Raw genomic sequence first — 19531 nt, forward strand, 5'->3', positions numbered from 1 at the left:
GAGGGCCCTGTCACCGCACCGGCTCCGATGGGACGCTTCCTCAGGCGGCCTGCTCGCCCCTGGCCTTGGCGACATGCGTCGCGATGGCATCCATCAGGGTCGGCGACAGGCAGTCGTAAGGCTCCAGGCCGAGTCGGCGCAGGCGCTCGCGAATCACCGGCATGCGCCCCGGATCGACCCCGGCCTCGATGATCGACGAGACATAGGCGGCGAAGCTCGGCGGCGCCCAGCCGCCGTGGTGGGAGAGCTCCGGGTGGATAAAGTCGAGGCCATGGAAGGGGTGGTCCTTCTGCTCGATGCGCCCGAACAGGTGCACTCCGCAGCCGGTGCAGGCGTGGCGGCGAATCACCGCCTTGCGGTCGAGGATCTCGAGCTTCTCCGGGTGGGCGATGACATGCACGCTGGCCCGGGGCACCACCGCCACCTGGGAGAACAGCGCCCCCGAGGGCTTCCAGCACTTGGTGCAACCGCATAGGTGGTTGTGCTGGCACTGCTCGTGGATGGCCACCACCACGGGATTTTCCTCGCAATGGCACTGCAGGGTGGCCCCGTCGAAGGCCGGATCGGCCGGCGTGATGCCGTTATCCACCGACGGGTGCAGCTTGACGGTATCGTTCATGGTGACGCCTCCTCTAGGGATTCCGGAAGGCGATGCCTTCCGGCGCGACACCTCTCAGTGTAGATCCGTCGGCGGCGCGCACACCGAGTCGCGAATCACCCGCTCGGGGGCGATGCGCACATGCTCGGTGACCGCTGCCTTGGCGGCGATGGCCGCCGTCAGCAGCCGGCAGGCCTCGCCACACAGGCGATCGGTCTGCTGGCGCAGGGTGCTCAGGGAGGGAGTCAGCAGGCGGGCGATCTCGATATCGTCGTAGCCGATGATCGACAGCGTCTCGGGTACGCGCCAGCCCCGGCGCGTCGCCTCGCCGATGGCCCCCAGGGCCAGCAGGTCGTTGAAGGCGAACAGCGCCGTGGGGCGCCGCGGCCCGGCGGCCAGGGCCTGGATGGCCGCCTCGCCGCCACTCACCTCGAGGTTACCGGCCTGGACCCAGGCCTCCTCGAGGACGAGCCCCGCCTCGTCCAGGGCGCGGCGAAAGCCGCGATAGCGCTGCCGAGACTGGTAGTGGTCGGCGGGGCCGGTGATGCAGCCAATGGCCCGGTGACCCTGCTCGATCAGGTAACGGGTGGCCAGGTAACCGCCCTGCTCGGAGTCGTCGACCACGCTGGTCAGCGTCGGGGCCTCATTGTCCATCAGCACCACCGGGAAGGGACAGGCGGTGAGCAGTTCCAGGAACTCCTCGGAGATCACCGACTCCAGCACCAGCAGGCCATCGATGCGCTTGCCCTTGAGGGTACGGATATAGCTGCGCTGCCGGTCGATATCGCGCCCGGAGTTGCACAGCATCAGGTTGAAGCCCGCCGCATAGAGGGCCGCCTCCACGCCGGAGACCACCTCGGCGAAGTAGGGGTTGGTGGAACTGGTGACGATCATGCCGACGGTATGGGTGACGTTCTTCTTCAGCGACTGCGCCGAGCTGCTGGGGGTGTAATCGAGGCGCTCGATGGCCGCCATCACCCGGGCCCGGGTCTCCGGCTTGACGAAGCGGGTGCCGTTCACCACATGGGAAACGGTGGAGACCGAGACCCCCGCCGCCTTCGCCACATCGGTAATCGTCACCATTGCCAGCCTCCGCCAGTGCGCTCGTGAAATGCCCATCGTCCCGGGCGGGACGCTCAGGATACGCGATCCGGGCCGCCATCGCCCAGTGCCACACAATATAACCCCTTGATTTTGTGATTAAGCCACCTGCCGAAATCGCCGCAGACGCCCGGCTGGCGGTGCCTTCCCCCTATCGACAGGCTAGCGAACCGGAGCAAAGAAAACGATTGCGCAAACGTTTTTATTTGCCTAGGGTAGGCAGAAAACAACCACAAGTCCTGAGGTAACCCCATGGCAGCCCACGCATCACCTGCCTGTGGCCGGCACCGATACTCGCCCCGCGCCGACCATGCTATCCGCCCCGGCACTCGCGGCGCCCCCGCTTCGGCATCTTCCCGCTCCGCCCCCGCCGGCGACCCGCGGCTGCCTGCCCTCCGGCCCCAGGACTCGGTGTCTTTCCGCCAACTCCCAGGATCAACACGGTGACACTCACTATGCCCCTCACCCCCTCAAGCAGCACCGCCCCCGAGGTGGTCGTCGTCGGCAGCCTGAACATGGACCTGGTGGTACGCACGCCGCGCCACCCGGTCCCCGGCGAGACCCTGCTCGGCCACGGCTTCGCCACCACCCCCGGCGGCAAGGGCGCCAACCAGGCCGTGGCCGCGGCACGCCTCGGCGCCACCACGGCGATGATCGGCCGCCTCGGCGATGACGCCTACGGCCGGGCCCTGCGCGACAACCTTTCTCGCGAAGGCATCCGCCACCAGGCCGTGCGCACCAGCCCCGCCGGGGCAACCGGCGTGGCCATGATCCAGGTCGATGACGCCAGCCAGAACAGCATCGTGGTGATCCCCGGCAGCAATGCCGAACTCACCCCCGACGATGTGGACGCCGCCGAGGCCCTGCTGGCCGCGGCCAAGCTGGTGGTCTGCCAACTGGAAGTGCCGCTCGAGACGGTGCGTCACACCTTCAAGCGCGCCCGGGCCCATGGCGCCACCACCCTGCTCAACGCCGCCCCGGCCATGGCGCTGCCCGGCGACCTGCTGGCCCTGGTCGACTGGCTGGTGGTCAACGAGAGCGAGGCCGAGGCCCTTAGCGGCTGCCCCGTGACCGACCCCGACCAGGCGGCCCGGGCCATCGCCCGGCTGCAGGCCCTGGGCTGTCGCCGGGTGCTGATCACCCTGGGCGCCCAGGGCGTGGTGGCGGGCCTCGAATCGGGACGCCACCACGCCCCAGCCCGGCCGGTAGCGGCGGTGGATACCACCGGCGCCGGCGACACCTTCGTCGGCGCCTTCGCCGCGGCCCTGGCCCGCGGCGCCGAAGTGACCACGGCACTCCAGGAAGGCCAGGCCGCCGCCGCCATCGCCGTCACCCGCCCCGGTGCCCAGGCGGCGATCCCCCATCGCCACGAACTCCCCCTCGTCACCTCCTGAGGAGAATGTCCATGACCTCCGCCCCCGCTCACAAGGTGATCTTCGATACCGACCCGGGCGTCGACGACGCCATGGCGCTGCTCTTCCTGCATCGTCACCCGGCCATCGAGCTGCTCGGCATCACCACCGTGCATGGCAATGCCGACATCGACACCACCACCCGCAACGCCTGCTACCTGGCCGAGCGCTTCGCTATCGAGGCGCCCGTCGCCCGCGGTGCCCGGGAACCCCTGGCGATGGCCAAGTCGGCATCGCCGGCCATGGTTCACGGCGACGACGGCCTGGGCAACGTCGGCCTGAGCTTCACGCCCAGCCGCGAGCCGGACCCGCGTCCCGCCTATCGCTGGATCATCGATACCGTTCGCGCTCACCCCGGCGAGGTGACCCTGATCGCGGTGGGGCCATTGACCAACCTGGCCCTGGCCCTCAAGGAGGACCCGGCGATCGCCGAGCTGGTCAAGGCAGTGGTGATCATGGGCGGCGCCTTCGGCGTCGACGGCCAGGGCGGCAATGTCACCCCGGCGGCGGAGGCCAATATCCACGGCGACGCCCTGGCCGCCGACCTGGTCTTCACCGCTCCCTGGCCGGTCACCGCGGTGGGCCTGGACGTGACCCACCGGGTGCTGATGAGCAACGCCGACTTCGCCCAACTGCGCGAGCGGGGCGGCGAGGATGGCGCCTTCATGTGGCAGATCTCCCGCCACTACGTCGACTTCTACTCGGCCCGGGAGGCCATCGACGGCTGCTATGTCCACGACTCCAGCGCCGTGGCCTACGTGATCGAACCGAGCCTGTTCGAGGTACGCCGGGGCCCGGTGAGGGCGGTGACCACCGGCATCGCCATGGGCCAGACCCTGCAGCGTCCCGACGACCGGGACTTTCCCCCCGGCGACTGGGACGGCCTGCCCTCCCAGCAGGCCTGCGTGGCCGTCGACGCCGAGCGCCTGCTGGCACTCTTTAAGGAGACCTTTATCGACGCGGAATCGGCCCCGGTCGATCCGGCCTGACGGCCACGCAGGAGCTCGCTTTCCCCGACAAGAACCTTCAACGCTGGACGACCCCCATAATGACAACACCCGATACCGACACCCTCGCCAACGCGCTGCGCGCCCTGTCCATGGACGCCGTGCAGCGCGCCGGCTCCGGCCACCCCGGCATGCCCATGGGCATGGCCGAGATCGCCGTCGCCCTGTGGCATCGCCATCTGCGCCACAACCCGGCCAACCCCGACTGGCCGAACCGCGACCGCTTCGTGCTCAGCAACGGCCACGGCTCCATGCTGCTCTATGCCCTGCTGCACCTGACCGGCTACGACCTCTCCGCCGACGACCTCGCCGCCTTCCGGCAGCTGCACAGCCGCACCCCGGGGCACCCGGAGCTCGGCTATACCCCCGGCGTCGAGACCACCACCGGCCCGCTCGGCCAGGGCCTGGCCAACGCGGTGGGCCTGGCGCTCGCCGAGAAGCTGCTGGCCGAGGAGTTCAACCGCGACGGCCTGGCCATCGTCGACCACCACACCTATGCGTTCGTGGGCGATGGCTGCCTGATGGAAGGCATCAGCCACGAGGCCGCCTCCCTGGCCGGCACCCTGGGGCTCGGCAAGCTGATCGTCCTCTACGATGACAACGGCATCTCCATCGACGGCGAGGTCGAGGGCTGGTTCACCGACGATACCGCGCAGCGCTTCGCGGCCTACGGCTGGCAGGTGATCGCCACCGTCGACGGTCATGACGTCGCCGCGGTGGAGGCCGCCATCGCCCGGGCCAAGACCGACGACCGCCCCACCCTGATCGGCTGCCGGACGCTGATCGGCAAAGGCGCCCCCACCAAGCAGGGCAGCCACGAAAGCCACGGCGCGCCGCTCGGTGACACGGAGATCCAGGCCGCCCGCGAGGCCCTGGGCTGGCCCCACGGGCCCTTCGAGATCCCCGAGGCCGTCGCCGCCGAATGGAGCGCCCGGGAACGCGGCGCCCGGGACGAGGCCGCCTGGCAGGCACTGTTCGCCCGCTATGCCGAGGCTTATCCGCAGGCCGCCGCGGACTTCGAGCGCCGCCTCGACGGCGCCCTACCGGACGACTTCGCGGTGCGGGCGCAGCGCCACCTCGAGGCCGTGGCCGAGCGTGCGGAGCGGCTCGCCACCCGCCAGGCCAGCCAGCAGGCCATCCAGGCCTTCGCCCCGCAACTGCCGGAGCTCGTCGGCGGTTCGGCCGACCTGGCGGGCTCCAACCTGACGCTATGGGATCAGGCCAAAGCGATCACCCGTGATGGCGGGGGCAACTACCTGCACTATGGCGTGCGCGAGTTCGGCATGGCCGCCGTCATGAACGGCCTGTGCCTCCATGGCGGCCTGCGCGCCTTCGGCGGCACCTTCCTGATGTTCTCCGAATACGCCCGCAACGCCCTGCGCATGGCCGCCCTGATGAAGATCAACCCGATCTTCGTCTTCACCCACGACTCCATCGGCCTCGGCGAAGACGGCCCCACCCACCAGCCGGTGGAGCAGACCGCCACCCTCCGCCTGATGCCCAACATGGACGTCTGGCGCCCCTGCGACGCCGTCGAGACCCAGGTGGCCTGGCGGGTCGCCCTCGAGCACACCGCCACCCCCACCAGCCTGATCCTCAGCCGCCAGGCGCTGACCGCCCAGCCCCGCGATGCCGAGCAACTGACCGCGATCCGCCGCGGCGGCTATGTGCTCCGGTACGAAAGCGGAACGCCGGATATCGTGCTGATCGCCACCGGCTCGGAGGTCGAGCTGGCGATCCAGGCCCAGGAGCGCCTGGCCGCCGATGGCATCCAGGTGCGCGTCGTCTCCATGCCCTCAACCTTCGCCTTCGATCGCCAGGACCGCGACTATCGCGACGCGGTGCTGCCTCCGCGGGTCCCCCGCCTGGCCGTGGAGGCCGGCGTGACCGACTACTGGCGCAAATATGTGGGCCTCGAGGGCGATGTCGTGGGGCTCGACACCTTCGGCGAATCGGCCCCGGCCGACGCCCTCTATGCCCACTTCGGCATTACCGCCGACGCCGTGACCCAAAGGGCGCGCCAGCTATTGACATCCACTCTCCCCCACCAGGAGGTCTCATCATGAGTCGTCTACGTCGTATCGCCGATTTCGGCCAGCAGGTCTGGCTGGACCAGCTGTCGCGCCAGTGGCTGCGCGGCGGCCGACTGCGCCGCCTGATCGAGGAGGACGCCATCGCCGGAGTCACCTCCAACCCGGCGATCTTCCAGCAGGCCATCGCCGAGGACCCGCTCTACCAGGAGGACCTGGCCCGGCTGCGCACCGAGGAGCCGGACCCGGAGCGACGCTTCGAGGCCCTGGTGCTGCCCGATATCCGCGAGGCCTGCGACCTGTTGCGCCCCCGCTACGACGAATCGCGAGGTGACAAGGGCTATGTCAGCTTCGAGGTCTCGCCGCGCCTGGCCCAGGACGCCGACGCCACCCTGGCCGAGGCCCGCCGGCTGTGGGCGGATATCGACCGCCCCAACGCCATGATCAAGATCCCGGCGACCCGAGCCTGCCTGCCGGCGATCCGCGACGCCGTCGCCGCCGGGATCAATATCAACGTCACCCTGATCTTCTCGCCGCGCCAGCTCGACGCCGTCTTCGCCGCCTTCCGCGAGGGCCTCGCCGCCCGCCACGCCGCGGGACTCCCGGTGGCCGGCCTGCGCGGCGTGGCCAGCGTCTTCCTCAGCCGGGTTGATACCCGCCTCGATCCGCGCCTGGCGGAAGTCGCCCCGGCGCTGCGCGGCGGCATCGCCATCGCCTCCGCCAGGGCCGGCTATGCCCGCTGGAAGGAAGTATTCGGCGGCGACGACTTCGCCGCCCTCCGCGCCGCCGGCGCCCGGCCCCCGAGCTGCCTGTGGGCCAGCACCGGCACCAAGGACCCGGCCTACTCCGACGTGCGCTACGTGGAGGAGCTGATCGGCCCCGACACCGTCAACACCGTGCCGGCGGCGACCCTCGAGGCCTTCGCCGACCACGGCGAGGCCGCCGCGACCCTGACCCGGGACCTCGACACCGCCCACCGGCGGCTCGCCGAGCTGGCCACGCTGGGCATCGACCTCGACGCCGAGGGCGAGGTCCTGCAACAGGAAGGCCTGGCCGCCTTCGACCATGCCTTCGATGCCCTGCTCGAGCGAGTCGCCTGAGCCCCTTACCCCGACAAGGAGAACAAGATGCCTCTTTCCCACGCTTCCCGTCGCCTGCTGCCGGCCCTGCTCGGCGGCGCCCTGCTGCTGCCCACCGGCCTCCAGGCCGATACCCTGTCACCCGTCTGGTCCTTCGCCAACGTCTCGCTCAACTACCTGGACTGGTCCGACGGCACCGAGGCTCGCACCGCCGACAACGCCGCCAAGGGCGACTTCTTCTACCTCGAGGCCGAAGGGGGCGCCGGCTTCTCCTGGGGCGAGTTCTACGGTTTCTACGACCTCGAGAACCCGCACAACGACAGCCTGGAGGAGGACGGACGCGACAACCGCCGCAGCGCCTTCAAGGTCACCTCTCACCTCTACCTGGGCGACTCGCCCTTTTCCCTCTATGCCCATGTCTACGACTTCCGCGACTACGGTTTCGAGGTGGAGGAGCAGGACCGGGTCCTCGGCCTGGGCTACCGCCATACCTTCGCCAATGGCCTGTGGATCAAGCCGTTTCTCGCCAGGGCCTGGGTCGAAAGCGGCAGCGGCGGCTTCGATGGCAGCAACGGCTATATGGCCGGCTGGGTCGCCGGCTACGACTTCCAGGCCTTCGGCCAGGATTTCAGCCTCACCCAGTGGCACGAGCAGACCTTCGACCGGGACGCTGCCTACCTCGCCCAGAACTATGTCGGCGAGGCGGCCGGCTCCGTCGGCACCAACGGCGCGGTGAGCCTCTGGTGGCACCCCCATGAACGCCTCACCACCGGGGTGCAGTACCGCTACGCCCAAGACAAGCTGGGCACCCCCGACGCCTACCAGAACGCCATGATCTACACCCTCAAGTTCAACCTCCTGTGAGGGCGCCCGGCGCCCCGACAGCCCGGATCATGAAGGAACTCCAATGACAATCACCATGAGCCTTGTCGGCATGGCGAGCCTGATCGCCATCGCCCTGATCTTCTCCTCCCATCGCCGCGCCATCCGCCTGCGCACCGTGGGCGGCGCCTTCGCCATCCAGGCCGGCATCGGCGCCTTCGTGCTCTATGTGCCCGCCGGCCAGGCGATGCTCGCCGCCGTTTCCGGCGCCGTCAGCCAGGTGGTGCTGTATGCCAACGACGGCATCGACTTCCTGTTCGGCGGCCTGGCCGACCCCAGCGGGGTCGGCTTCGTGTTCGCCATCAAGGTGCTGCCGGTAATCGTCTTCTTCTCCTCGTTGATCGCCGTGCTCTACCACCTGGGCATCATGCAGTGGGTGATTCGCCTGCTGGGCGGTGCCCTGCAACGGGTGCTGGGCACCTCGCGCACCGAGTCGCTGTCGGCCACCGCCAATATCTTCGTCGGCCAGACCGAGGCGCCCCTGGTGGTGCGTCCCTTTATCGCGCGGATGACCCCGTCGCAACTGTTCGCGGTGATGAGCGGCGGCCTGGCCTCGGTGGCCGGCTCGGTGCTGGCCGGCTATGCGGCCCTGGGCATTCCCATGGAGTACCTGGTGGCCGCCTCCTTTATGGCCGCCCCGGGCGGGCTCTTGTTCGCCAAGCTGATCCTGCCCGAGACCCAGGCACCGGAGGACAGCGTCTCCGCCGTCGAGGCGCGCCTCGAGGAGGAGGAGGACCACCCCAGCAATGTGCTCGACGCCGCCGCGGCCGGAGCCGCCTCGGGGCTCAAGCTGGCCGCCAATGTGGGCGCCATGCTGATCGCCTTTATCGGCCTGATCGCCCTGATCAACGGCGTGCTGGGCGGCCTCGGTGGCTGGCTGGGCATGGAGTCGCTGAGCCTGGAGCTGCTGCTCGGCTGGCTCTTCGCGCCGCTGGCCTTCCTCCTCGGCGTGCCCTGGGAGGAGGCGACGCTGGCCGGCTCCTTCCTCGGCCAGAAGCTGGTGGTTAACGAGTTCGTGGCTTATGTCAATCTGGCGCCCTATATCTCGGGCGAGCAGCTGGTGGCGGCCACCGGCGAGGCGATGACCCCGCATACGGTGGCGATCCTCTCCTTCGCCCTGTGCGGCTTCGCTAACCTGGCCTCGGTGGCCATCCTGCTGGGCGGCCTGGGCAGCATCGCTCCCAGCCGCCGCCACGATATCGCCCGCCTCGGCCTCAAGGCGGTGCTCGCCGGCACCCTCTCCAACCTGATGTCGGCCTCCATCGCCGGCTTCTTCCTGGCCCTGGCGTAGTCCCCGAAACGACGACGCCCCCGGCGAAACGAATCCGCCGGGGGCGTTCGGGAACCGCAGGCCGCGTCAGCCCTGCTGGGGCATGGCCTCATTCGTGGCGAAGCGCTCGCGCAACCAGGCGTTGATCGCGTCGGACTCGTAGAGCCACTCGACACGGCCGTCGGCCTGCTCGATACGCAGGCAGGGCACCTTGACCCGCCCGCCCCCGGCCTCGAGCGCCTGGCGATGGTCGGCATCGCGCTGGGCATCGCGCCGCTCGATGGTCAGTCCCAGGCGCGCCATCTCCTTGCGCACCTTGACGCAGAAGGGGCAGGCGCGGAACTGGTAGAGCGCCAGCGACCGACACTGGCGATCCACCTCGGCCTGGGCCTCGTCGCTGCGAGGTACCGCCGCCTTGGGGGTGGAGAGTTTCTCGGCCAGCAGCATCGGCGGCGTCAGCAGCAGGCGCAGGGTGCGAAAGAAATAGCGAATCAGCACTCGCATGGCATCCTCGTGATGATGGGGAAAGCTAGCGCGCCAGCATACCCTATTGCCCCCGCTCTTGTCGGGGGGCCACCGCCACCTCCTCGATATCGACGATCCGCGAGCGATTCATCACCACCTTCCAGCGCTGGATCACCGCCTCGCCGTCGCCGCGGCGCTCCCGGGTCACCAGGTTGATCAGGTGGCGACGCTCCACCCGCTCGCGACTCACCTCCTCGCCCTCCAGGCGATAGACCAGGTGGCTGGCCTTGTCCATCAGCCGTGCCACCAGGCTCAGGTCGAGGGTCAGGGTCTCGCGCACCTGCTCGTAACCGCTCAGGAAGCGGGTCGGCGACAGCCGCGAGCTGGAGCGGTAGTGCAGCACCACCTCCTCCCGCTGGGCCAGGTTGCGCTTGCGCGCCCACTTGATCGGCTCATCCAGCTTGGCGTAGCGCTGGTAGTCGCACCACTCCAGCTGCCGCCCCACCAGCGCTTGACTGGTGGGATCCAGGTACTGGCGCCGCCACTTGGGGCGCCCCTTGCGCAGGAGTCGCCACAGGGTATTGCGCAGGTCGTCCTTGAACACCTCGCGCAGGGCGTAGATCGCCGCCATCGCCAGCACGAAGAGCAGGGTGATATCGCCCAGGGACTCCCGGGCCTGGAGCAGGCCCAGGGAGACGAAGATCATCACCACCGCCGTGGCCAGGGCCTTGACCGCCTTCTGCTCTCCGCCGCCCAGCTCCTGGGTGCGCTGGCGCAGGGTCAGGGGGTACTCGATCAGGCGCCGCAGCAGGCGCATCTTGTTGGACAGGCGGGTAGGGTCCTCCACCACCCGCGGCGAGTTGTACTCCTCCGCCTCCCGGTGCGCCGCCTCCGCCCGACAGAGCGCCACCAGGCGCCGGCGCACGCCGGCATAGTCCGCTTCCCGGGGCAACTGGGCGAGCAGCTCCAGCAGCCGCTGCTCGGTGAACCAGGAGAGGTAGTTGTCGATATTGGTGTAGTACTTGAGCAGGCTCTCGCGCTCCGGCACGCTGCGCCGCAGCCGCTTGAGGATATCCAGGGCCAGGGCCAGCACCTCCTCGACACGCGCCTCCAGCGCCGCGGCCTCCTCATGCCTCGCCTCCCGGCGCTTGTCGCCCCGGGATCTCCGGAGATAAGCGCGCAACTCGCGCACCGAGCGCTCCAGGGCCACCACATACTGGTAGGCATAGAGGCTCAGGCTGAGGCGATACTGGTCGCTGTCCGGCTCGCCGCGTCGCGCCAGGCGGCTATGCACCAGGGGCAGCTGATGGCGGTCGCTGTAGTAGGTACGGCTGAGGTGAATGGCGTGATGGTAGAAGGCCTGCTCCGAGATCACCTCGGCGGAGAGGTCCAGCTCGGCGGGCACGAAGAGGTAGAGGTCGAGCTTGTGGGAGGTGGACTCCCGCAGCACCCGTGACAGCTTGAGATGAAACCCGTCCCTGCGCTCCAGCGTGATCAATGACTTGCCCTCCGCCCCGATCTTCCCTTTATATCACAGGGGGACGATTCAAGTTTGCCGCCCCGCCGCCGATATGTCGCCAGGCGAGCCGTCCCAGCCCATGCCCCGGAGCCCGTTATGTCCATCGCCCGCTTCACGCCCTTCGAGCGGCTACTACTCACCAGCCGCCATCAGGCCGACACCGCCGCCCTGCTGCTGCTGGGCTGGGTGCTGGTCAACCAGGGACCGGTGGGCGAGACCCAGCGCGCTCGGCTGGCGAGCCTGACCCGGGACTTTCGCCACGGCCATGCCCTGGAACCACTGCTGGAGATCGCCGCCGCCCAGGACCTGGACGCCATCCAGCTGGCCGCCGAGGTACTGCAACGGGAGGCCCGGGGCGGCTATCCCTTCCTGCGCCTGGCCATCGCCCTGGCCGCCGGCCAGGGCGAGCCGAGCCCGGCCAACCATCATGTGCTGCGCTTTCTCGCCGACCTGCTGGGGGTCCCCCCTCAGGAGTTCGCCGCCCTCTTCGAAGCCACCAGCCAGCGCCCGCTGCAGGAGCCCGACGACCCTAGCCGCCACGCCTACTGGCAGCCCCGCTTCGAGGAGCGCGCGCGCCAGGAGGAGGCCCGCCGCCAGGCCGAGGCGCAGGCCCGGGCGAGGGAGGAGAAACAGCGCGATGCTAAGCGCGGGCAAGGGGACGAGGCCAGGCGCAGGCGAAGCGAGGACGGCGAGAGGCGCTGGGGCCACCAGGAAGAGCGGCGCCGCCAGGAGCAACGCCGGCAAGACGACGAGGCACGCCGCCACCGAGAGGAACGGGAGCGGCGACAACGCGAGCGGGAATGGCAAGAGCGACGCCGGCACCAGCCGCCCCCCGGACGCCAGAGCCGCGCCCTCCGGGTGCTGGGACTCTCCGACGGCGCCAGCCGCCAGGAGATTCGCCGCGCCTATCGCCGCCTGGCCCAGGCTCACCACCCGGATCGCTTCCATGCCGAGGGCGAGGCGGTGATGGCCAGCGCCTCGCGACGCTTCCAGCGCATCAAGCAGGCCTACGATTTTCTGATGCGGGAGGTCTCCTGATGCGTGATCTCTACCGTCGCCTGGGGGTGACGCCGGACAGCGATAGCGAGGCCCTGGGCCGGGCCCTCGAGGCCTGCGAGCACCGCACCCTGCGGCGCGACGCCGAGGCGGCACTGAGCGTGGCCGAGCATCGCCGGGAGTACGACGCCCTCCACGCCACCCTCGGCGATATCGGCCGGCTGCGGGCACGCCTCGGCCTGACCCATGGCGCCCACTGGCGGGATGGCCTGGCCGACGACTTCTCCTGCCCCGCCGACCTGGCCGGCTCCCACCACGAGGCCCTGATGCGGCGCCTGAGCCGCGCTGCCCTGGCCCACGATCGCTGGCGCCGCTGGCGGGCCCCGGCCCTGGGGCTCGGCCTCTTCCTGCTCGGCCTCGTGGCCGGCGCCGCCGCCTGCCACTGGCTACTGGCCTAGCGCCCGGGATCCGGGGCGGCGTCGCCGCCACCCGCCGCCCCCGGCGCCTGCCCCGGGGGATCGACCCCATGCATCGCCTCGGCGTGCGCCGGCAACGGGCCGCCCCCGCGTCCTTCCATGCTGATATTGAGGCGCGGCATGGCCAGGTCGACGCCCATGGCCTCCATGCGCTGCTTGAGCAGCAGGTTGAAGGCCCGGGCCACGTCCCACTGCATCTCCGGGGCGGTACGGAAGCGCATGCGCAGCACCGGACACCCCTCCTCGAAGGCCTGGATGCCCTGCATCTCCAGCGGCGACCAGATATGGTGGCGCATCACCGGGTCCTGGCGCAGCGCCTGAGCGGTCTCCTGCATCAGGGAGATGGCGTCATCGATCTTCATGTCGTGGGGAATGCGGATCTTCATCAGCGCGGTGCCGAACTGCCGCGACATGTTGTGAATGGAGTCGATGCGACTGAAGGTGATGATATGCACCACGCCATCCAGGTCGCGCAGCCGCACGGTGCGCAGGGTCAGCCCCTCCACGGTGCCCATGTGGCTGTTGATCCTGACGAAGTCATCCACCGCCAGGGAGTCCTCGATCAGGATAAAGATCCCGGTGATCAGGTCCTGCACCAGGGTCTGGGCCCCGAAGCCGATGGCCAGGCCGATGACCCCGGCACCGGCCAGCAGCGGGGTCACGTTGACCCCCAGGTTGGCCAGGCCGACGATGGCGGCGATGATCACGATGGCGGCGAAGATGATATTGCGGATCATCGGGGTGATGGTCTGGGCGCGGGCCTGGTTGACCCGCCGCCCGCGGGCCCGGGCCGAGCTGGTCAGGGCACGCTGGATGGCGGTATCGGCGAAGATCCACGCCAGCCAGGCCAGCAGCACCGTGAAGCCGATGGCCAGCAGCGCCTTGCCGATCCGCGCGCTGGCCACCGCCTCGCCGCCGAAGCCGATCAGCGAGGTCCCCCAGACCTGCAGGGAGAGCTCGGCGAAGGTCAGCCAGCAGAGGATATGCGCCAGGGCATAGCCGAAGCGCTCCAGCCGCCGGCGATACTGGGAGATGCGCTTGCGCCGGGTCACCGTCGCGCCGTGGCGACGGATCAGGCTGGCGACCACCAGGGTCAGGATCAGCAGCAAGGCATTGGCCAGGGCGCGGGTCAGGGCGCCCCCGGCATCCCCCGCCGAGACGAAGATCGCCAGCAGCGAGGCCCCCACCATCAGCAGCGCCGGAATATGCCAGAGGCCGCCCAGCACCCGGACCAGTTCCAGGATGGTCTTGCCCTCGCGGCGCTGATGGTAGGGGCGGTTGCGGATCAGGTGCTTGATGGGACGCTTGAAGCGCACCACGAAGAGGCCGCTGAGCAGCGCCGCCAGGGCATTGGCCACCACCGAGAGGAAACTCGCCAGATCACCGCCCACCAGGGTGATCAGCCGCGCCGAGTCGAGGGCATCGGCCAGGGCCACCAGGGCGCCGATCACGAACAGGCGGCGCGGGCTGCGTTGGCGCAGCTGCCGCACGGCGACGAAACGATGCCCGCGGGTAAACACCGAGATCAGCGCCTCCCAGACCGCCGCCACCAGGCGCCCGCAGAGGGCCACATAGGCCACCACCAGGACCAGGTCACGCCCCGGATTGGGGGCCAGCGACTGGCCCAGGGCCAGGGTCATCAGGAAGGCCAGCAGCCAGGGCAGGACCCGGCGCAGGAAATGCACCCCCACCAGCCAGGCCTTGGGCTCCCTGGGCAGGGCCGCCGGCAGCCCGCGGCGCCGGGTCAGCCAGCGGCCCAGGGCTATCAGCAGGCTGAGCAGCGACAGCCAGACCGCCAGCAGGACCGCCGCCTCGAGGGCGAAGCGTGCCATCTGGGCATGGCTCGACTGGCGGGCCAGCTCGCCGGCTTCCTCGGCGGCCTGGGCCAGCTGGCGCTGCCAGGCGTCGAGGGGCGACTGCCCCGACTCGGCCTGATCGCCCAGGTCGCTGAAGGTATCCGCCAGGGCCCCCAGCAACCCCTGGCGGGGCAGCTCGCCGGCCGGACCGTCCAACCGGGTGGTGGCCGCGCGCAGCTCCTTGAGCCGTGCCACCAGGTCATCGCGGCGCTGGCCGTCCTCCAGGGTCGCGATCACCTCGTCCAGGGAGCGCCGCAGCGCCTCCGGGTCGCTGGTCGTGGCCCCCTCGCTCTCGCCGGCGAGCCCCGGCAGGCTCAGCCCCTGCCCCTGGGCCGGCCCGGCCAGCGACGACAGCACCAGGCACAGCAGCCAGACCCCCAGCAGCGGCAACGACACAGGCATCGGCAGGGGACGGGGCATGAGTGACTCCGAATCAAGGGGGAATGCGGCAAGAGTAATGGAGCCGCCGCCCGGGGAAAACCACCCCGGGTGCATACCGCGCCGGGGACTATGCTAGTCTCGGGACTCCAACCCCGTGAGGCCACCAGGAGTCAGCGCATGGAACCGCAAGCGCCCCCCTGCGCCACCAACCCCGAGGGTCACCCCCGCCGCATCGGGGTGGAGATCGAGTTTGCCGGCATCGCGCCGGCCCAGGCCGCCGAAGTGGTGATCGAGCGCTTCGGTGGCAGGGCGCGGCCGGTCAGCCCCCATCGCCTCAAGGTGGAAGGCGCCCGCTGGGGCGATTTCACCCTCGAGCTGGACGCCAAGTATGCCCACCCCGATGCCCGGGTCACCGACCGCGCCCCCGCGGGCAACGGCGAGTGGGAGCGGCTACGCCATGAGCTGCGCCTCGACCTGCACTGCCGTACCCGGGAGCTGATCGGCGACGTGGTGGCGGGGCTGGTGCCCACCGAGGTGGTCTGCCCGCCGGTGCCCTGGCCGGAACTGGGCGAGCTGGACGCCCTCTTCGAGGGGCTCCGCGACCATGGGGCCAAGGGTACCGACGCCAGCCTGCTCTACGGTTTCGGCCTGCACCTCAACCCGGAGCTGGCCGATACCTCGGTGACCGGCCTGCTGGCGCATCTGCGTGCCTACCTGCTGCTGGCGGAGTGGCTGCGCCGGGATATCGATATCGATATCACCCGGGAGGTGCTGCCCCATGCCAACCCCTTCCCCAAGGAGTATGCCCTCAAGGTGCTCGATCCGGACTACTCGCCGGACCTGACCACCCTGATCGACGACTACCTGGTGGATAATCCCACCCGCAACCGCGAGCTGGACCTCTTCCCGCTCTTCGCCCACCTCTGCCCCGGACACCCCAGCCCGCTGCTCGCCGACGACCTGGTCAAGCCGCGCCCCACCTTCCACTACCGGCTGCCCAATGCCCAGCTATCGCGCCCCGGCTGGGGGGCCGTGGTGGAGTGGAATCGCTGGCTGGAGGTGGAGCGCCTGGCCGCCGATCCGCCCCTGCTGATCGAACGTGCCGCCGCCTACGTGGCCCATCACCGTCAATCGCCGATGACCCGCTGGCTCGACAAGCTGCGCGGCTGGATGGACGAATGACCCGACCGCGCATCGGCATCACCACCTCGGATCACAAGAGCCGCATCGCCTGGTTCTTCGACTGGCTGGCGGTATGGCGCCACGGCGGGCGGCCGCTGCGCCTGTCGCCGTCGCGGCCGGTGCCCGAGGCCCTGGATGGCCTGATCATCGGCGGCGGCGACGATATCGAGGCGCACCTCTATGGCGGCGAGATGCAGCTGGACGTGCGGGTCGACCCCCAGCGGGACGAGCTGGAGCTGGCGCTGCTGGCGCGCTTCATTCCCCGGGACTGCCCGGTACTGGGCATCTGCCGGGGCGCCCAGATGATCAATGTCTATCTGGGCGGCACCCTGGATGGCGATATCTACACCACCCACCAGGGCCTCAAGCGGCGGCGCACCGTGCTGCCCCGCAAGACGGTGGATATCGTCGGCGGCAGTCAGCTGCATCGCATCCTCGGGGTGAGCTGGTGTCGCATCAATAGCCTGCACCATCAGGCGGTGCAGCGGGCCGGCCAGGGCATCGAGATCGTCGCCCGGGACCGCGAGGGGCTGGTGCAGGGCATCGAATCCGCCCGCCACGATTTCCTGATCGGCGTGCAGTGGCATCCGGAGTGGCTGATCTTCAATCGCCCCCAGCAGCGGCTGATTCGCGCCCTGGTGGATGCCGCCCGCCGTCATCAGCAGGCCTGGCAGGCGCAGACCTGAGCCGTCCCATGTCTCGCCTAAGTGGCGTCAGGCCGCCGCTCTCTCCAAGCCAGCAGGCCTGGCAGGCACAGACCTGAGCCGTCCTAGGTCTCCCCTCCCCCTATTTGTCGCGCAGGGCCGCCAGGGCGCGGGCCAGCGGCTCGTCGCCGATCTCCCGGAGCCGGTCCATATTGCGCTGGGGAATCGCCTCGGGATCCGGGTAGGCAGCCAGGGCCCGCTCCAGGCTCGCCTCGCGCAGCAGATGCAGCATCGGCCAGGGGGAGCGGTTGGTGTAGTTGGCGGGATCCTCCGGCTCGGCATCGGCGAAGCAGTAGTCGGGATGGAAGCTGGCCAGCTGGAAGATGCCTTCGTAGCCCTGATCCGTCATCAGCGTCTCGGCCAGCTCGAGGAAATCCAGGTAGTCGTCGAAGGCCTCAAGCCCCTCGGGGATCACCAGCAGGCAGGTCTCGATCGCCTCCGTCGCCTCGAGCTCACGGCAGGCGGCGATCAAGGCCGCCAGGGCCCGGGGCCAGTCGCTGCCATCGATCACCCGGTAGTCGATGCTGCCGCGCTGCACCTCGCGTCCGGCGAAGGGACAGAGGTTCTCGGCGACCACGAAGGTCTCCACCCAGGTGCGGGTGGCGGCGAGGCAGGCGTCAGTAGCGGTCATGGCAGGGCTCGGCTGGCAATTGGCCTGGCAGTATACCCCTAGCGTATCTTGCATTCCGCCCCCGCCTGGTCGAGCATATTTATAGAAATGCATTCCACGATTACATAGCGAATTCCGGAGGCCCCGATGAGCGTACGTCCCCATGTCACCCTGCCCGCCACCGCCGGCCAGGCCGCCGTCGACCTGCCCGCCATCGGCCAGGGCACCTGGTTTATGGGCGAGGGGCTGGCCCCGCGCCGCGACGAGGTGCGCGCCCTGCAGCAGGGCCTGGAGCTGGGCCTGTCGCTGATCGATACCGCCGAAATGTATGCGGAAGGCGGCGCCGAAGAGGTGGTGGGCGAGGCGCTGGTGGGCCGCCGCGACCGGGCCTTCCTGGTCTCCAAGGTCTACCCCTGGAACGCCGGCCGCGATAGCGCCATCGCCGCCTGCGAGCGTAGCCTCCGACGCCTCGGCACCGACCACCTGGACCTCTACCTGCTGCACTGGCCCGGTTCGATTCCCCTGGAAGAGACCCTGGAGGCCTTCCAGCGGCTGCAGGAGGCGGGCAAGATCCGTCGCTTCGGGGTCTCCAATTTCGATGTGGACGAGCTGGCCGCCTTTCATGGCCTGCCCGGCGGCGAGGCCTGTGCCGTCAACCAGGTGCTCTACCACCTGGGCTCCCGGGGCATCGACTACGCCCTGCGTCCCTGGATGCGCGAACGGGGCATGCCACTGATGGCCTACTGCCCCCTGGCCCAGGCCGGCCGCCTGCGTCGCGACCTGCTCGGCCAACCGGCCCTGCTGGAGGTCGCCGGCGAACTGGGCGCCACTCCCGCCCAGGTGCTGCTGGCCTGGGCGATTCGCGCCCAGGCGGAGCAGCGCGAGGTGATCGCCATCCCCAAGGCGGTCCAGCCGGAACATGTGGAACAGAACGCCAAGGCGCTGGATATCCCGCTCGACGACGCGAGCCTGGCGCGCCTGGAGGCGGCCTTCCCGGCGCCGACGCGCAAGTTACCACTGGATATCGTCTAGGCTATGCCCGAAAACTGGCTGCGCTCGGCTATACGGCGTTAAAAATCGGCTCAAAGTACTCATTTACACCCCGTAAACTCCGTCTTTTCGCCAATTTTTGCCTTGTCTAACCTTCGCTCGCCGACTTTTCGGACAAAGCCTTGAGAACAGGAGGTCAGAGATCGCCCCGCCGGGAGGCGAGGCGATCCGCCAAACGGGTGGGCTCGGGAAGCTTGGTCTTGCCCAGGCAACGCACCACCCACTCCCGAGCCGACTCGATCCCCAGGCGGTGCCCCGGGGAGACGTAGATCGGCTTGACGCCGGCCCGGGAGCGCAGCACCACGCCGAGCGGCTCGTCGCCATCTCGCAGCGGCGTCCAGTCGCCGCGCTCGGGCCCGACCTCCTGATGGCGACCGCAGAGCCGCGACTTGGCCACGCCGATGGTCGGTAGGTCGAGCCACAGTCCCAGGTGGGAGGCCACGCCGAGGCGGCGCGGATGGGCGATGCCCTGACCGTCCACCATCACCAGTTGCGGACGAAGCGTCAGGCGGGCGAAGGTGCCGAGCGCGGCGGGCACCTCGCGAAAGGAGAGCAGGCCGGGAATATAGGGCCAGCGGGTGGGCTCCCGGTGGACGACCCGCTCGACCAGCGTCGGCCCCGACGATGGCGCCTCGGGGGACCAGGCCAGTACCACCACCGCGGCCCGGGTGATGGTGCCTTGCGCTTCGAAACCGATATCGACGCCGGCGATATGGCTCACCGGGTCCAGGCGATCGCGGCGCTCGACCCGCCGCGCCAACTCCCGCTGCAGGGCGATGGCCTGGCTAGGTGTGTAAACCCACCAGGTTGTTCACGGAAAGACCTAGCCGGCTAACCGGAGGATGGTAATCCAAGCTGGCATGCGGTCGATGCCAGTTGTACTGGTGAAGCCAAACCAGCAGATACCGGCCCC

At 69.6% G+C, this 19531-nt stretch carries 18 protein-coding genes and 1 pseudogene; 11 read left to right on the forward strand and 8 right to left on the reverse strand.

Annotated elements, in window-relative coordinates; genetic code table 11:
- Positions 1-40 precede the first annotated feature (40 nt).
- Entirely contained in the window at positions 41-619 is a 579-nt protein-coding gene (gene gfa, locus NFU04_RS12775) for an S-(hydroxymethyl)glutathione synthase (protein WP_251309850.1), read from the reverse strand.
- Positions 620-673: 54 nt separating this feature from the next.
- Positions 674-1681, reverse strand: a complete 1008-nt coding sequence (locus NFU04_RS12780) for a substrate-binding domain-containing protein (protein WP_251309851.1) — start codon at positions 1679-1681, stop codon at positions 674-676.
- 461 nt (positions 1682-2142) lie between these two features.
- On the opposite strand from NFU04_RS12780, the gene rbsK reads away from it, so the two are divergent.
- The 6 genes from rbsK to NFU04_RS12810 are packed head-to-tail and all read left to right on the forward strand — an operon-like array spanning position 2143 to position 9400.
- Positions 2143-3093 carry a ribokinase gene (gene rbsK / locus NFU04_RS12785; protein ID WP_251309852.1) on the forward strand — a complete coding sequence of 317 codons (951 nt, stop codon included), beginning with the start codon at positions 2143-2145 and terminating at the stop codon, positions 3091-3093.
- Positions 3094-3104: 11 nt separating this feature from the next.
- A complete protein-coding gene (locus NFU04_RS12790) occupies positions 3105-4100 on the forward strand; it encodes a nucleoside hydrolase (protein WP_251309853.1) in 996 nt (331 codons plus the stop codon).
- Between the two features lie 59 nt (positions 4101-4159).
- Positions 4160-6184, forward strand: coding sequence for a transketolase (tkt, locus tag NFU04_RS12795; protein WP_251309854.1), 2025 nt, complete (start codon positions 4160-4162; stop codon positions 6182-6184).
- Entirely contained in the window at positions 6181-7248 is a 1068-nt protein-coding gene (gene tal / locus NFU04_RS12800; RefSeq protein WP_251309855.1) for a transaldolase, read from the forward strand. The genes tkt and tal overlap by 4 nt, the downstream gene beginning before the upstream one ends.
- 27 nt (positions 7249-7275) lie before the next feature.
- Positions 7276-8091, forward strand: a complete 816-nt coding sequence (locus tag NFU04_RS12805) for an outer membrane protein OmpK (RefSeq protein ID WP_251309856.1) — start codon at positions 7276-7278, stop codon at positions 8089-8091.
- Positions 8092-8134: 43 nt separating this feature from the next.
- Positions 8135-9400: a NupC/NupG family nucleoside CNT transporter gene (locus NFU04_RS12810; RefSeq protein WP_251309857.1), complete on the forward strand. Its 1266-nt coding sequence runs from the start codon at positions 8135-8137 to the stop codon at positions 9398-9400.
- 66 nt (positions 9401-9466) lie between these two features.
- Here NFU04_RS12810 and NFU04_RS12815 read toward each other — a convergent pair whose 3' ends face one another.
- Positions 9467-9883 (reverse strand): glutaredoxin family protein, encoded by a 417-nt coding sequence (locus tag NFU04_RS12815; RefSeq protein WP_251309858.1) that lies wholly within the window; start codon positions 9881-9883, stop codon positions 9467-9469.
- A 43-nt stretch (positions 9884-9926) separates the two neighbouring features.
- Positions 9927-11342, reverse strand: a complete 1416-nt coding sequence (locus tag NFU04_RS12820) for a hypothetical protein (RefSeq protein WP_251309859.1) — start codon at positions 11340-11342, stop codon at positions 9927-9929.
- Positions 11343-11459: 117 nt separating this feature from the next.
- Between NFU04_RS12820 and NFU04_RS12825 the strand changes: the two genes are divergently transcribed.
- Both NFU04_RS12825 and NFU04_RS12830 read left to right on the forward strand, forming a co-directional pair.
- A complete protein-coding gene (locus tag NFU04_RS12825; protein ID WP_251309860.1) occupies positions 11460-12401 on the forward strand; it encodes a J domain-containing protein in 942 nt (313 codons plus the stop codon).
- Complete coding sequence (locus NFU04_RS12830) at positions 12401-12817, forward strand: hypothetical protein (protein WP_251309861.1); 417 nt, start codon at positions 12401-12403, stop codon at positions 12815-12817. Before NFU04_RS12825 ends, NFU04_RS12830 begins: the two co-directional genes overlap by 1 nt.
- Here the strand turns inward: NFU04_RS12830 and NFU04_RS12835 are convergent.
- Positions 12814-15111, reverse strand: coding sequence for a mechanosensitive ion channel domain-containing protein (locus NFU04_RS12835; protein WP_251309862.1), 2298 nt, complete (start codon positions 15109-15111; stop codon positions 12814-12816). The two genes, NFU04_RS12830 and NFU04_RS12835, sit on opposite strands and share 4 nt — an antisense overlap.
- A 138-nt stretch (positions 15112-15249) precedes the next feature.
- On the opposite strand from NFU04_RS12835, the gene NFU04_RS12840 reads away from it, so the two are divergent.
- On the forward strand, positions 15250-16254 hold the full coding sequence (locus tag NFU04_RS12840; RefSeq protein WP_251309863.1) for an amidoligase family protein: 1005 nt from the start codon (positions 15250-15252) through the stop codon (positions 16252-16254).
- On the forward strand, positions 16251-16940 hold the full coding sequence (locus NFU04_RS12845; RefSeq protein ID WP_251309864.1) for a gamma-glutamyl-gamma-aminobutyrate hydrolase family protein: 690 nt from the start codon (positions 16251-16253) through the stop codon (positions 16938-16940). Before NFU04_RS12840 ends, NFU04_RS12845 begins: the two co-directional genes overlap by 4 nt.
- A 100-nt stretch (positions 16941-17040) precedes the next feature.
- On the opposite strand, the gene NFU04_RS12850 is transcribed toward NFU04_RS12845, so the two are convergent.
- On the reverse strand, positions 17041-17589 hold the full coding sequence (locus NFU04_RS12850; protein ID WP_251309865.1) for a DUF1415 domain-containing protein: 549 nt from the start codon (positions 17587-17589) through the stop codon (positions 17041-17043).
- A gap of 126 nt (positions 17590-17715) precedes the next feature.
- Between NFU04_RS12850 and NFU04_RS12855 the strand changes: the two genes are divergently transcribed.
- The gene (locus tag NFU04_RS12855) at positions 17716-18600 is read left to right on the forward strand and encodes an aldo/keto reductase (protein WP_251309866.1); all 885 of its coding nucleotides are present in this window, start codon (positions 17716-17718) and stop codon (positions 18598-18600) included.
- A 154-nt stretch (positions 18601-18754) separates the two neighbouring features.
- On the opposite strand, the gene nfi is transcribed toward NFU04_RS12855, so the two are convergent.
- Positions 18755-19396, reverse strand: coding sequence for a deoxyribonuclease V (gene nfi, locus NFU04_RS12860; RefSeq protein WP_251309869.1), 642 nt, complete (start codon positions 19394-19396; stop codon positions 18755-18757).
- Between the two features lie 7 nt (positions 19397-19403).
- Positions 19404-19531: pseudogene (locus tag NFU04_RS12865) on the reverse strand (IS481 family transposase); the annotation flags it as partial.

The sequence above is a fragment of the Halomonas sp. NCCP-2165 genome (genome assembly GCF_023708045.1).
GTDB lineage: Bacteria > Pseudomonadota > Gammaproteobacteria > Pseudomonadales > Halomonadaceae > Bisbaumannia > Bisbaumannia pacifica.

What these genes read in the sequence shown, in the direction of transcription:
- NFU04_RS12825 (WP_251309860.1), top strand. Translation starts at nt 11,460, where the DNA reads ATGTCCATCGCCCGCTTCACGCCCTTCGAGCGGCTACTACTCACCAGC.
- gfa (WP_251309850.1), bottom strand. Translation starts at nt 619, where the DNA reads ATGAACGATACCGTCAAGCTGCACCCGTCGGTGGATAACGGCATCACG.
- NFU04_RS12805 (WP_251309856.1), top strand. Translation starts at nt 7,276, where the DNA reads ATGCCTCTTTCCCACGCTTCCCGTCGCCTGCTGCCGGCCCTGCTCGGC.
- tkt (WP_251309854.1), top strand. Translation starts at nt 4,160, where the DNA reads ATGACAACACCCGATACCGACACCCTCGCCAACGCGCTGCGCGCCCTG.
- NFU04_RS12830 (WP_251309861.1), top strand. Translation starts at nt 12,401, where the DNA reads ATGCGTGATCTCTACCGTCGCCTGGGGGTGACGCCGGACAGCGATAGC.
- NFU04_RS12835 (WP_251309862.1), bottom strand. Translation starts at nt 15,111, where the DNA reads ATGCCCCGTCCCCTGCCGATGCCTGTGTCGTTGCCGCTGCTGGGGGTC.
- NFU04_RS12840 (WP_251309863.1), top strand. Translation starts at nt 15,250, where the DNA reads ATGGAACCGCAAGCGCCCCCCTGCGCCACCAACCCCGAGGGTCACCCC.
- NFU04_RS12790 (WP_251309853.1), top strand. Translation starts at nt 3,105, where the DNA reads ATGACCTCCGCCCCCGCTCACAAGGTGATCTTCGATACCGACCCGGGC.
- NFU04_RS12845 (WP_251309864.1), top strand. Translation starts at nt 16,251, where the DNA reads ATGACCCGACCGCGCATCGGCATCACCACCTCGGATCACAAGAGCCGC.
- NFU04_RS12815 (WP_251309858.1), bottom strand. Translation starts at nt 9,883, where the DNA reads ATGCGAGTGCTGATTCGCTATTTCTTTCGCACCCTGCGCCTGCTGCTG.
- NFU04_RS12810 (WP_251309857.1), top strand. Translation starts at nt 8,135, where the DNA reads ATGACAATCACCATGAGCCTTGTCGGCATGGCGAGCCTGATCGCCATC.
- NFU04_RS12850 (WP_251309865.1), bottom strand. Translation starts at nt 17,589, where the DNA reads ATGACCGCTACTGACGCCTGCCTCGCCGCCACCCGCACCTGGGTGGAG.
- NFU04_RS12855 (WP_251309866.1), top strand. Translation starts at nt 17,716, where the DNA reads ATGAGCGTACGTCCCCATGTCACCCTGCCCGCCACCGCCGGCCAGGCC.
- NFU04_RS12780 (WP_251309851.1), bottom strand. Translation starts at nt 1,681, where the DNA reads ATGGTGACGATTACCGATGTGGCGAAGGCGGCGGGGGTCTCGGTCTCC.
- tal (WP_251309855.1), top strand. Translation starts at nt 6,181, where the DNA reads ATGAGTCGTCTACGTCGTATCGCCGATTTCGGCCAGCAGGTCTGGCTG.